General features: G+C 74.4%; 10 protein-coding genes. 7 read left to right on the forward strand and 3 right to left on the reverse strand.

The window, feature by feature from the left end; genetic code table 11:
• Positions 1–9 precede the first annotated feature (9 nt).
• The 5 genes from ENKNEFLB_RS02935 (at position 10) to ENKNEFLB_RS02955 (ending at position 6,854) form a co-directional block, all read left to right on the forward strand.
• Positions 10–1,743, forward strand: coding sequence for an L-aspartate oxidase (locus ENKNEFLB_RS02935; protein WP_214057827.1), 1,734 nt, complete (start codon positions 10–12; stop codon positions 1,741–1,743).
• A complete protein-coding gene (gene nadC, locus ENKNEFLB_RS02940; RefSeq protein ID WP_246535812.1) occupies positions 1,740–2,657 on the forward strand; it encodes a carboxylating nicotinate-nucleotide diphosphorylase in 918 nt (305 codons plus the stop codon). Before ENKNEFLB_RS02935 ends, nadC begins: the two co-directional genes overlap by 4 nt.
• Positions 2,654–3,445 (forward strand): type III pantothenate kinase, encoded by a 792-nt coding sequence (locus ENKNEFLB_RS02945; protein WP_214057828.1) that lies wholly within the window; start codon positions 2,654–2,656, stop codon positions 3,443–3,445. Before nadC ends, ENKNEFLB_RS02945 begins: the two co-directional genes overlap by 4 nt.
• A gap of 245 nt (positions 3,446–3,690) precedes the next feature.
• Positions 3,691–4,029, forward strand: a complete 339-nt coding sequence (locus ENKNEFLB_RS02950) for a histone-like nucleoid-structuring protein Lsr2 (protein WP_214057829.1) — start codon at positions 3,691–3,693, stop codon at positions 4,027–4,029.
• Between the two features lie 218 nt (positions 4,030–4,247).
• Positions 4,248–6,854, forward strand: coding sequence for an ATP-dependent Clp protease ATP-binding subunit (locus ENKNEFLB_RS02955; protein ID WP_214057830.1), 2,607 nt, complete (start codon positions 4,248–4,250; stop codon positions 6,852–6,854).
• A 129-nt stretch (positions 6,855–6,983) separates the two neighbouring features.
• On the opposite strand, the gene ENKNEFLB_RS02960 is transcribed toward ENKNEFLB_RS02955, so the two are convergent.
• Positions 6,984–7,850 (reverse strand): HhH-GPD family protein, encoded by an 867-nt coding sequence (locus ENKNEFLB_RS02960; protein ID WP_214057831.1) that lies wholly within the window; start codon positions 7,848–7,850, stop codon positions 6,984–6,986.
• A gap of 67 nt (positions 7,851–7,917) precedes the next feature.
• Here ENKNEFLB_RS02960 and ENKNEFLB_RS02965 point away from each other — a divergent pair, with 67 nt between their 5' ends.
• Positions 7,918–8,769 (forward strand): hypothetical protein, encoded by an 852-nt coding sequence (locus ENKNEFLB_RS02965; RefSeq protein WP_214057832.1) that lies wholly within the window; start codon positions 7,918–7,920, stop codon positions 8,767–8,769.
• 51 nt (positions 8,770–8,820) lie between these two features.
• Here the strand turns inward: ENKNEFLB_RS02965 and disA are convergent, their stop codons facing one another.
• Positions 8,821–9,903: a DNA integrity scanning diadenylate cyclase DisA gene (gene disA / locus ENKNEFLB_RS02970; protein ID WP_214057833.1), complete on the reverse strand. Its 1,083-nt coding sequence runs from the start codon at positions 9,901–9,903 to the stop codon at positions 8,821–8,823.
• Between the two features lie 78 nt (positions 9,904–9,981).
• The gene (radA, locus tag ENKNEFLB_RS02975; protein ID WP_214057834.1) at positions 9,982–11,448 is read right to left on the reverse strand and encodes a DNA repair protein RadA; all 1,467 of its coding nucleotides are present in this window, start codon (positions 11,446–11,448) and stop codon (positions 9,982–9,984) included.
• 279 nt (positions 11,449–11,727) lie between these two features.
• Here radA and ENKNEFLB_RS02980 point away from each other — a divergent pair, with 279 nt between their 5' ends.
• Entirely contained in the window at positions 11,728–12,765 is a 1,038-nt protein-coding gene (locus ENKNEFLB_RS02980) for a LacI family DNA-binding transcriptional regulator (RefSeq protein ID WP_214059295.1), read from the forward strand.
• The last annotated feature ends 42 nt before the right edge of the window (positions 12,766–12,807 follow it).

The raw sequence follows: 12,807 nt of genomic DNA on the forward strand, positions 1-12,807 counted from the left end.
CCTGAGGCGATGACCACGGGCCCCGTACGCGTGCCACCGGTCGCCGGGCCCGTCCCGGGGGTCCCCGCCAGGCTGGCGGCACCCGAGCCGGGCTGGACGACCTCCGCCGACGTCGTCGTGGTCGGCAGCGGCATCGCCGGGCTGACCGCCGCGCTGCGCCTGCGTGCCCGGCTGGCCGGCCGGGGGACGGTCCTGCTCGTGACCAAGGACGTGCTGTCGGCCGGCTCCACGCAGTGGGCGCAGGGCGGGATCGCCGCGGCCCTCGGCCCCGGTGACACCCCGGCAGAGCACCTCCTCGACACCCTCGTCGCCGGTGCGGGGGCCTGCGACCGCGAGGCCGTGCACGCGCTGGTCACCGAGGGCCCGGAGGCCGTCCGCGAGCTGATCGCGCTCGGCACCGTCTTCGACCACGACCCCGACGGGGTCCTGTCGCTGACCCGCGAGGGCGGCCACCACCGCGACCGGATCGCGCACGCCGGCGGTGACGCCACCGGCGCCGAGATCCAGCGGGCGCTGACCGCGGCGGTGGACCTGGCGCCCGGGATCGAGGTCGTCGAGCACGCCCTGGCCCTGGACCTGCAGCGCGCCGCGGACGGGGGCGTCGCCGGGGTGACCCTGCACGTGATGGGCGAGGGGCAGCGCGACGGCGTCGGCGCGGTCCGCTGCCGGGCGGTGGTGCTGGCCAGCGGCGGCCTCGGGCAGGTCTTCTCCCAGACCACCAACCCCTCGGTGTCTACCGGTGACGGCGTGGCGCTCGCGCTGCGCGCCGGAGCGACCCTGCGCGACCTCGAGTTCGTCCAGTTCCACCCGACCGTGATGTGGCTCGGGCCGGGCTCCCGCGGCCAGCAGCCCCTGGTCAGCGAGGCCGTCCGCGGCGAGGGCGCGTTCCTCGTCGACGACGCCGGCGACCGGTTCATGACCGGGGTGCACGAGCTGGCCGACCTCGCTCCGCGCGACGTGGTCGCCAAGGCGATCACCCGCCGGATGTACGAGCAGGGCAGCCCGCACGTCTGGCTCGACGCCCGCCACCTCGGCGCGGCCTTCTGGGAGCGTCGCTTCCCGACCATCCTGGCCACCGCGCGCCGCCACGGCGTCGACCCGGCCACGCAGCTGCTCCCCGTCGCCCCCGCCTGCCACTACGCCTCCGGCGGCGTCCGCACCGACCTGCACGGGCGTACCGACGTGGCGGGCCTCTACGCCACCGGCGAGGTGGCCTGCTCCGGGGTGCACGGCGCCAACCGGCTGGCCTCCAACTCGCTGCTCGAGGGCCTGGTGTTCTCCCGCCGCATCGCCGAGGTCCTCCCCGACGAGCTGCGCCCCTGGAGCGACCCGGCCGACGACCCGCGCGCCGCGGGCGCGGTCGACGGCGACGTGCGGGGCGTGCTGCAGGAGACGATGACCGCCCGGGCCGGGGTGCTCCGCTCGGCCGCCGGGCTGGCCGTCGCCGCCGACGTGCTGGACGGCCTGGCGGACCGGCCGGCCACCGCGCTGGGCGTCGACGCCTGGGAGGCCACCAACCTGGTCACCGTCAGCAGCGCCCTGGTCGCCGCCGCCACGGTGCGCGAGGAGACCCGCGGCTCGCACTGGCGCGAGGACCACCCCGAGCGGGACGACGCACGCTTCGCCGGCCACGTGGACCTCCGGCTGGACGGCTCGGGCGTGCTCGGCAGCACCTGGGCACCGGCCCCGGCCAGCGACACCGGGCCGCTCCCGGCGGTCCCCGTGGTCGGGGTCGCGCCGTGATCGCACGCCCGGCGTACGACGACCTCCCGGTCGGCCTGCGCGAGGAGCTGGCCGCCGCGGGGCTCGACCCCCGCGCGGTGCACGCCCTGGTGGTGGCCGCCGTCGACGAGGACCTCGCGGGCGGGCCGGTCGCCGACGACGTGACCAGCGCGGCCACCGTGCCCGACGGCGCGCGGGGCCGTGCGGTGATCGGGTCGCGCGACGGCGGCGTCGTCGCCGGGCTGGCGGTCGCCGAGCTGGTCTGGCGCCACGTCCTGGGTGACGACGTCGAGGTCCTGCACCGCGCCGCGGACGGCGCCCGGGTCGAGCCCGGCGACCGGGTGCTCGAGGTCGCCGGCCCCGTGCGCGGCCTGCTGACCGGGGAGCGGACCGCGCTCAACCTCGCCTGCCACCTCTCGGGCGTCGCCACCACGACGGCGCGCTGGGTGGACGCGCTCGCGGAGGGCGGCGGGGGCACGCGTGTGCTCGACACCCGCAAGACGCTGCCGGGGCTGCGCGCCCTGCAGAAGTACGCCGTGCGCTGCGGCGGCGGCACCAACCACCGGTTCTCGCTGGCCGACGCGGCCATGGTCAAGGACAACCACGTGCTCGCCGCCGGCGGTGTGGTGGCGGCCTACGAGGCCGTGCGCGCCCGCTTCCCCGACCTCGTCGTCCACGTCGAGGTGACCGACCTCGAGCAGCTCGTGGCGGTCCTCGCCGCCGGGTGCGCCCACGTGATGCTGGACAACATGACCACGGCCACGATGGCCGAGGCGGTCCGGGTCACCGCCGGCCGGGCGACCCTGGAGGCCACCGGACGGATGAGCCTGGACCGGGCGGCCGAGGTCGCCGCGACTGGGGTCGACTTCGTCTCGGTGGGGGCGCTGACCCACTCGGTGGGCGTCCTCGACCTCGGACTCGACCTGCTGTCGTGAGCCTGCTCGCCGTCGACGTCGGCAACGCCCACACCGTGCTGGGCCTGCTCGAGGACGGGGTGGTCGGTCCCACCTGGCGGGTCGCCAGCGACGAGCGCCGCACGGCCGACGAGTGGGCGGTGCTGCTGCGCGGCCTGCTCGCCGGGGTCGGCACGACGGTGCGCGACCTCGACGGCGTCGCGGTCAGCTCGGCGGTGCCGTCGATCCTGCACGAGTGGCGCGAGATGCTCCGTGTGCACGTCGCCGGGGTGCCGCACGTCGTCGTCGGGCCCGGGGTCCGGACCGGCCTGCCGGTGCTGACCGACAACCCGCGCGAGGTCGGCACCGACCGGGTCGTCGGGGCGGTCGCCGCGGCGCACCGGTTCGGCGGGCCGGCCGTCGTGGTGGGCCTGGGCGGGACCGCGACCACCGTGGACGTCCTCGACGCCGCGGGCCGCTACGTCGGCGGGGCGATCGCCCCGGGCCTGGAGGTGGCCTCGGCCGCCCTCGGTCGCTCCGGCGCCCAGCTGCGGGAGGTGGAGCTCGTCCGGCCCCGCACCGCGATCGCCCGCAACACCGTCGAGGCGCTGCAGTCGGGGATCGTCCTCGGCGGCGCGGCACTGGTCGAGGGCATGGTCGCGCGCGTCGTGGCCGAGCTCGGCGTGCCCGTCACCGAGGTCGCGGTGGTCGCCACGGGCCACCTCGCGCCGGTGGTGCTGGGGGAGTGCGCCTGCTTCACCGACCACGTCCCCCACCTCGCGCTCGAGGGCCTCGGCCTGGTGTTCTCGCGCAATTCCCCTTTCGCCTGAAACGCCCCGCCCGGCATCTTGTCGGGCACGTCCTGCGCTTTATCGCGGAGGCGTCGGCGCCGGGACCTTCGTCGCTTTTCCGAGACATTCCGGAGAATGGTCGCGGGTGTCGTCCGCTAACTGATCTTGCTTTCTGGTGCGCCAGAAGAATGGTGTGCTAACTTCGCATTGACAGGGCGCTTATCGAAATGCGCCCACGAATGTGATCGTCAGCTCACCCCCGAGCAGAGAGCAAGGAATTCCCCATGGCGCAGAAGGTCCACATCGTGCTCGAGGACGACCTCGACGGCGGCGACGCCTCCGAGACCGTCTCCTTCGGGCTCGACGGCAAGAGCTACGAGATCGATCTCAACGAGGAGAACGCCGCCGGTCTGCGTGAGGCCCTTTCGGCCTACGTGGGCCACGCCCGCAAGGTCGGCTCCGGACGACGGACGACCAAGCGGTCGGCCGCCTCCGGCGGCAGCACCGCCGGCGGCCCCGCCGCCAAGGACGTGCGCGAGTGGGCGCGCGAGGCCGGCCACGAGGTGCCCGACCGCGGTCGCATCCCGGCCGACGTGCGCGAGGCGTACGACGCCGCGCACTGACCCACCCGGACCCCCGGGCCCGCACCACCCCAGGACCCCCGCCCGCACCCCGGTGCGCGCGGGGGTCCGGCGCGTCGGGGCGGGCTTGTTCGCTGTCGGCGGACGACCCTTGGTCCGTGGGAGGGAACGTCTAGGCTGTGGACGGGGTTGATAGTCCTGAACGCCCACCCGTCAGCCCAGGCGGGTCGGGCACCCCTCAAGCCCCCGAGGAGCACTGCATGTTTGAGCGGTTCACAGACCGAGCCCGCCGGGTGGTCGTGCTGGCCCAGGAAGAGGCCCGCATGCTCTCCCACAACTACATCGGGACCGAGCACATCCTGCTCGGCCTCATCCACGAGGGCGAGGGAGTCGCCGCGAAGGCGCTCGAGAGCCTCGACATCTCGCTGGAGGCCGTGCGCGCCCAGGTCGAGGAGATCATCGGCCAGGGCCAGCAGGCCCCCAGCGGTCACATCCCCTTCACCCCGCGCGCCAAGAAGGTGCTCGAGCTGTCCCTGCGCGAGGCGCTGCAGCTCGGCCACTCCTACATCGGCACCGAGCACATCCTGCTCGGCCTGATCCGCGAGGGCGAGGGCGTCGCCGCGCAGGTCCTGCAGAAGCTCGGCGCCGACCTGAACCGCGTGCGCCAGCAGGTCATCCAGCTGCTCTCGGGCTTCCAGGGCAAGGAGTCCTCCGCCGCGGCCGCGACCTCGGGTGGCGGCGCCGAGTCGCCGTCCTCCTCGCTGGTCCTCGACCAGTTCGGCCGCAACCTGACCCAGGACGGCCGCGAGGGCAAGCTCGACCCGGTGATCGGGCGCGAGAAGGAGATCGAGCGGGTCATGCAGATCCTCTCGCGACGCACGAAGAACAACCCGGTCCTGATCGGGGAGCCCGGCGTCGGCAAGACCACGATCGTCGAGGGCCTGGCCCAGGACATCGTCCGCGGCAACGTGCCCGAGACGCTCAAGGACAAGCAGATCTACACCCTCGACCTCGGCGCGCTCGTGGCCGGCAGCCGCTACCGCGGTGACTTCGAGGAGCGGCTGAAGAAGGTCCTCAAGGAGATCCGCACCCGCGGCGACATCGTGCTGTTCATCGACGAGATCCACACCCTCGTCGGGGCCGGCGCGGCCGAGGGCGCCATCGACGCCGCCAGCATCCTCAAGCCGATGCTGGCCCGGGGCGAGCTGCAGACGATCGGCGCGACCACCCTCGACGAGTACCGCAAGTACCTTGAGAAGGACGCCGCCCTGGAGCGCCGCTTCCAGCCCATCCAGGTCGCCGAGCCCTCGATCGCCCACACCATCGAGATGCTCAAGGGCCTGCGTGACCGCTACGAGGCGCACCACCGGGTCACCATCACCGACGAGGCGCTGGTCTCGGCTGCGACCCTGGCCGACCGCTACATCTCCGACCGCTTCCTGCCCGACAAGGCCATCGACCTGATCGACGAGGCCGGGTCGCGCCTGCGGATCCGCCGGATGACGGCGCCCGAGGACCTGCGGGAGTACGACGAGAAGATCGGCGAGGTGCGCACCCGCAAGGAGGCCGCCATCGACGGCCAGGACTTCGAGGCCGCCGCGCGCCTGCGCGACGAGGAGAAGCAGCTGATCCTGGCCAAGTCCGAGCGCGAGAAGCAGTGGCGTGCCGGCGACATGGACGACGTCGCCGAGGTCGACGAGGAGCTGATCGCCGAGGTCCTCGCGGTGGCCACCGGCATCCCGATCGTGAAGCTCTCCGAGGAGGAGTCCTCGCGGCTGCTCAAGATGGAGGACGAGCTGCACAAGCGCGTCATCGGCCAGGACGAGGCCGTCAAGGCGCTCTCCCGGGCGATCCGACGCACCCGCGCCGGGCTCAAGGACCCCAAGCGTCCCGGTGGGTCGTTCATCTTCGCCGGGCCCTCGGGCGTCGGCAAGACGTGGCTGTCCAAGACGCTCGCGGAGTTCCTCTTCGGCGACGAGGACTCGCTGATCCAGCTCGACATGAGCGAGTACGGCGAGAAGCACACCGTCTCGCGGCTGTTCGGCTCGCCCCCCGGTTACGTGGGGTACGAGGAGGGCGGCCAGCTCACCGAGAAGGTGCGCCGCAAGCCGTTCTCGGTGGTGCTCTTCGACGAGGTCGAGAAGGCCCACCCGGACATCTTCAACAGCCTGCTGCAGATCCTCGAGGAAGGTCGCCTGACCGACTCGCAGGGCCGCGTGGTCGACTTCAAGAACACCGTCATCATCATGACCACGAACCTCGGTACGCGAGACATCGCCAAGGGTCAGGGTCTCGGTTTCGCGCAGACCGGTGACGCCGCCGGTTCCTACGACCGGATGAAGAACAAGGTGAACGAGGAGCTCAAGCAGCACTTCCGTCCCGAGTTCCTCAACCGGGTCGACGAGACCATCGTCTTCCCGCCGCTCTCGCAGGAGCAGATCGTGGCCATGGTCGACAACATGGTCACCGGCGTGGAGCTGCGGCTGCGCGACCGCGACATGAAGCTGGAGCTGACCGACGCGGCCAAGCGCCTGCTCGCCGAGCGGGGCTTCGACCCGGTCCTCGGTGCGCGGCCGCTGCGCCGCACGATCCAGCGCGAGATCGAGGACGTGCTCGCCGAGAAGATGCTCTTCGGCGAGGTCGGCCCCGGCCAGATCATCCTGGTGGGCGTCGAGGGCGAGGGCCCGACGGCGACCTTCACCTTCCGTGGCGAGAAGGTCGGCGAGCTGCCCGACCTCCCGCCGCTGGAGAGTGCGGAGGTCGGCGGGTCCGAGGACCTCGGTCCCCGCGACGTGCCCAAGGGCAGCGGCGACGACGGCGAGCCCGGCGCGGCCGGCGCCACCGCACCGCCCGCCCCGCCGGTCTGACCGGCAGCACCTGGTAGCACCCCGGAGCCCCGGACCCCTGCGGTCCGGGGCTCCGGTGCGTCCGGGCCCGGGTCGGGCCCGGGTCGAGGCCTGGGTCCGGGCCTGGGTCGGGGCCCGGTCAGGGGCGGGTCAGGGGAGGGCGTGCCGGCCGTCGTCGAGACGCACCGCGAGCCCGTCGGCGACCAGACCGGCCAGGCAGCGCACGCGTTGCGGCGCGTCGGCCCACGCCTGCTCGAGGCGGGCCAGGGGCACCGTCCCCTCGGCCTCGCGCAGCACGGCCAGCAGCCGGCCGCGGCACTGGCGGTCGGTGCCGGCCCAGGCCTGCGCGCGGCGGGGTGGGCCGTCGTACGCCGGTCGGCCCGCGGCCACCCACGCGCAGCGGTCGACGACCGGGCAGGTGCCGCAGCGGGGGTTCACCGCGGTGCACACGAGCGCACCGAGCTCCATCACCGCCACCGACCAGGTCGCCGCGGTCGGGCGGTCCTCGGGCAGCAGCGCGGCCGCCTGCTCCCGCTCGGCCCGGGTGAGGGACGCGCCCGGCAGCTCGACGCCACCGACCACGCGGCCCAGGACCCGGCGCACGTTGGTGTCCAGCACGACGTGGCGCTGGCCGAAGGCGAAGGTGGCGATCGCCGCCGCGGTGTACTCCCCGACCCCCGGGAGCGTGAGCAGCACGTCGTGGGAGGTCGGGACCTCCCCGCCGTGCTCGGCGACGATCACGCTCGCCGCGGCGTGCAGCCGCAGCGCGCGGCGCGGGTAGCCCAGGCGTCCCCACGCGCGCACGGCCTCCCCGGTCGGCTCGGCGGCGAGGTCGGCGGGGGTCGGCCAGCGCTCGAGCCAGGCGGCGTGCACGGGCAGGACCCGGGCCACCGGGGTCTGCTGGAGCATCAGCTCCGAGACCATCACCGACCACGCCGACGCCGACGGCTCGCGCCAGGGCAGGTCCCGCGCGTGGGCGTCGTACCAGGCCAGGACGGGGGCGTGCAGCTCGTTCATCACGCCCATTGTCGGCCCCCGGTGTGGCGTCGACGATCTCCCCCTCCGGGCTGGCTAGCGTGCGCCCATGAGCTCCCTGGTCCGAGGCCCGCTGTCGCCCAGGGTCTACTGGCGCCGCCGGCTCGTCGTGCTCGCGGTGCTCCTGCTGCTGGTCGTCCTGGTGCTGCGCGCGCTCGGTGGCGGTGGCGGCGACGAGCAGGGTGCGGCGACCACCGTGGCCGACGACGCCGCCGCGACGACGCCGGAGGGGCCGTCGCCCAGCGCCGGGCCCACGATGAGCGCCGCCGACCAGGCCGAGGTCGACGCCGCCGACGCGGAGCGGGCCGAGGCCGAGGCGGCCGAGGCCGCCGAGCGGGCGGCCGAGCGCGCGACCGAGCGGGCGGCCCGCAAGGCCGCCACCGCGCCGCTGCCCGAGCCCGAGGGCCGGTGCTCCGACGCCGACGTCGTCGTGACGCCCGTGGTCGAGGGCGCGGTGGCCGGCAGCGACGTGAGCGTCCTGCTGAACCTGCGTACCGTGGCCACCGAGGCGTGCACCTGGGAGACCGGCCCGGCGCACCTGACGGTGAAGATCACCTCCGGCGACGACGACGTCTGGTCCAGCCGGCAGTGCCCGGGCCGACTGGACCGCTCCACCCTCACCGTCCGCTCGGACAGCACCACCACGACGTCCCTGGTCTGGGACGCCAAGCGCTCGGCCGAGGACTGCCCGAGCACCACGCCGTACGCCGCGCCCGGCTACTACCACGTGATCGCGTCCTCGCTGGGTGGTGAGCCCAACGACGTGCAGTTCGAGCTGGTCGACCCGCGCGACATCGTCGCGGAGCAGGCCGAGGCGGCGCAGGACGAGGCAGCGCAGGACGACGCCGACGCGCAGGACCGCCGGGCCGGGCAGCGCGCCGAGCGGGCGCAGCAGGACTGACGGCGCCCAGCGGCGCTCAGGCGGCGCTCAGACGTCGCGCTCAGATGGTGCTCAGACGTAGCGCTCGAGGATCGTCGACTCGGCCAGGCGGGAGAGCCCCTCGCGCACGCCGCGGGCCCGCAGCTCGCCGACCCCGTCGACGGTCTGCAGGTCGCTGACCCCGGCCGAGAGCAGCTTCTGCAGGGACCCGAAGTGGTCGACGAGCCGCTCGACCACGGCGGGGGAGAGGCGAGGGACGCGGGCGAGCAGCCGGTAGCCCCGCGGGGTGACCGCTCCGTCCAGGTGCTCGTTGCCGCCGAGGCCCAGGACGGCGGCGGTCGCGGCCGGGTCGACGAGGTCGGTCGCCGAGAGCGCCTCGAGGTCGTCGAGCAGCTCGCGCGGGGTCCGGTCGCCCCGGGTGGCGGAGACGTAGTCGCGCACCAGCAGGCCGCGCTCCACGTCGACGCCGGTGACCAGCTCGTCCAGCTGGAGCGCGAGGAGCCGGCCGTCGGTGCCGAGCTGGAGGACGTACCCCTCGATCTCGCGGGCGATCCGGGTGACCATCTCCAGGCGCTGGGCGACCACGGCCACGTCGCGCACCGTGACGAGGTCCTCGATCTCGAGCGCCGAGAGGGTGCTGGAGACCTCGTCGAGCCGCATCTTGTAGCGCTCGAGCGTGGCCAGGGCCTGGTTGGCGCGGGACAGGATCTGGCCGGAGTCCTCGAGCACGAAGCGGTTGTCGTCGACGTAGGCGGCGATGATCTGCATCGACTGGGACACCGAGATCACCGGGAAGCCGGTCTGGCGCGCCACGCGGTCGGCGGTGCGGTGGCGGGTGCCGGTCTCGTCCGAGCTGATCGTGTGGTCAGGCATGAGGTGCACCGCGGCGCGCAGGATCCGGGTGATGTCGGTGTCGACGATGATCGCGCCGTCCATCTTGGCCAGCTCGCGCAGCCCGGTGGAGGTGAACGGGACGTCCAGCTCGAAGCCGCCGGTGGCGATGGAGCGCACCACGTCGTCGGAGCCCAGCACGATCAGGGCGCCGGTGCGCCCGCGCAGGATCCGCTCCAGGCCGTCGCGCAGGGGCGTCCCGGGGGCGATCAGCGCCAGCGTCTCCCGCAGGCGGGTGGCAGCGTCGGGACGGTCCGTGGGCACGGTGGTGCTCCCCTTCGTGGTGCCGCGGCGGTGGGTCCGGGCGCGGGCCGGTGCACGGAGTCTAGGACATGGCCCGGGTCATCGGGGACGCTGCGCGGGGGTGGCCTCGTCGGCGCTGGTCAGCGTCAGCCGGGGCGTGCCGAGCAGACCCATCAGCCGCAGCGCGGACACGGCGTCGGGTGCCTCGACGACCCGCAGGCCGTCGACCATCCGCGCCGCGTCGCGCCGCGGCGTACGGCGTGAACCGGGCTCCATCGGGACCACGGCCATCTTGAACCCCAGCCGCGCGGCCTCCGCGACGCGCAGCTCCAGGTCGCGCACCCGCCGCAGCTCCCCGGCCAGCCCGATCTCGCCCATCGCGACCACGCCGACCGGCGGCGGGGTGAGCGTGGTGGCCGAGACCACGGCTGCTGCCACCGCCAGGTCGCTGGCCGGCTCGGACAGCCGCGCCCCGCCGACGGTGGAGGCGAAGACGTCGTGGTGGTGGAGCATGACCTTGGCGTGCTGCTGCAGGACCGCGAGGACCATGGCGATCCGGGAGCCGTCGAGGCCCGAGACGGTGCGTCGGGGACGCTCGAGCGCCGACGGGGTGACCAGGGCCTGCACCTCGGCCAGCAGCGGCCGGCGCCCCTCCATGGTCACGGCCACGCAGGTGCCCGAGACCCGGCCGTGGTGGTCCTCGACGAAGAGCCCGGTGGGGTCGGTGACCGCGCGGATGCCGGTGGCCGACAGGTCGAAGCAGCCGACCTCGTCGACCGGGCCGAAGCGGTTCTTCATCGCGCGCACCATCCGGAACCTGCTCTCCCGGTCGCCCTCGAAGTGCAGCACCACGTCGACGAGGTGCTCCAGCACGCGGGGTCCGGCGATGGAGCCGTCCTTGGTGACGTGACCGACCAGCACGGTGGTGATGTTGCGGGTCTTGGCCACCCGGATCAGGGCGGCCGCGACCTCCTTGACCTGGGTGACGCCGCCGGGCACCCCCTCGGTGCCGGGCGCGGCGATGGTCTGCACGGAGTCGACGACGATCAGCTGCGGACGCACCTGCTCGACGTGGGTCAGCACGGCGCCCAGGTCGGTCTCCGCCGCCAGGTAGAGCTCGTCGTGGACACCGCCCGTGCGGTCCGCGCGCAGCCGGACCTGGGAGGCGGACTCCTCGCCGGTGACGTAGAGGACGCGACGCGCGCCACCGGTCGCCGAGGCCGAGGCCGTGCGCGCGGCGACCTCGAGCAGCAGCGTGGACTTGCCGACCCCGGGCTCGCCGGCCAGCAGGATCGCCGCCCCGGGCACCAGCCCGCCGCCGAGCACGCGGTCGAGCTCGTCGACGCCGCTGCTGCGGAAGGCCGACTCGGTGACCGAGACCTGCCCGATCGGCACCGCCGGCGTCGTCACGGGCGTCGCCGCGGTCGCGCGTGCCGGTGCGGCGGCAGCCTCGGCCACCGACCCCCAGGCCTGGCACTCCCCGCAGCGCCCGACCCACTTGGCCGTCTCCCACCCGCACTCGCTGCAGCGGTAGAGAGCGCGGACGCGGGTGCTCGACTTGGCCATCCCCGCAACCTAGGCGATCGCGCCGACACCGCTCCCGCTCCCTCCCCAGGCCGGTGCGGGCGCGACGACGGCGGGCGACGTGGGCGTGGCCCTCGTGCCCGGTCAGGGACCCGATGTCATGAGAAGCAGGTCTGGAGGGCGCCAGGACCTGCTTCTCGTGACACGTCCGGGTCCGGGCAAGGGAGGTGGCTGCAGGGATCACACCCAGGGAGGGAGCGGACCGGGCGGGGGCGGGCGCTAGGCTGCTTGGAACGATCAAAGGAGTGCGCCGTGGGCCGGATGCCGGAGCGCGTGCCGGGCAGGCTGCCCGGGTCGCCGCCGACCCTCGCCGACGTCGCAGAGCGGGCCGGGGTCTCGCGCCAGACGGTGTCGAACGCGGTCAACAACGCCGAGCTCCTGCGCCCCGACACCCTCGAGCGGGTGCGGGCGGCCATCGCCGAGCTGGGGTACCTGCCCAACCGCGCCGCGCGCAACCTGCGTACCCGCTCCTCGCACCTGCTCGGCCTGCGGATCAGCCCCCACCTGGAGGGCACCGCCGAGGCCACGATGGACCGCTTCGTGCACTCGCTGGTCGAGGCCTCGCGCGGTGCCGGCTACCACGTGCTGCTCTTCGACGCCGTCGACCGCACCGACCCGCTCGCCGGGTACGACGACCTGCTGCGGGCCACGGCCGTCGACGCGTTCGTGGTCACCGACACCTACCTCGGCAACCCCCAGGCCGGGCTGCTCGACGAGCGCGGCGCCCCGTTCGTCGCCTTCGGCCGGCCGTGGGACGACCCGGGTGCGCCGCACCCGTGGGTCGACGTCGACGGCGCCGCCGGGACCCGCCTGGCCACCGAGCACCTCCTCGACCGCGGGCACGAGCGGATCGCCTGGATCGGGTGGCGCAAGGACTCCACCATCGGGGAGGACCGTCGCTCGGGCTGGAGCAGCGGCCTGCGCGACCGCGGGCTGCCCACCACCGGGCTGGCCTCCCGGGTCGAGGACACCGTGGCCAGCGGGCGCGGGGCCAGCGCCGTGCTCCTCGACGAGGCCCGTCCCACGGCGTTCGTGTGCGCCTCCGACACGCTGGCCGTCGGCGTGCTCCACACGCTGGCCGACCGCGGCCTGGTCGCCGGGCGTGACGTCGCGGTCGTCGGCTTCGACGACTCCCAGGCCGCGCAGCTGGTCCTGCCCGGCCTGACCTCGGTACGCCAGCCGCTGGAGCAGGTGGCCGTCGAGGTGGTCCGCGCGCTCGAGGGCGTGATGACGCACCAGCCGCGCCCGGAGCCCGGCCTGCTGCTCACCCCGACGCTCAGCGTCCGCGGCTCCAGCTGACCGGAAGCGTCAACTCGCGGCGCCGCAAGCGTCACCTCGGCT

Source organism: Nocardioides aquaticus (assembly GCF_018459925.1).
Classification (GTDB): domain Bacteria; phylum Actinomycetota; class Actinomycetes; order Propionibacteriales; family Nocardioidaceae; genus Nocardioides; species Nocardioides aquaticus.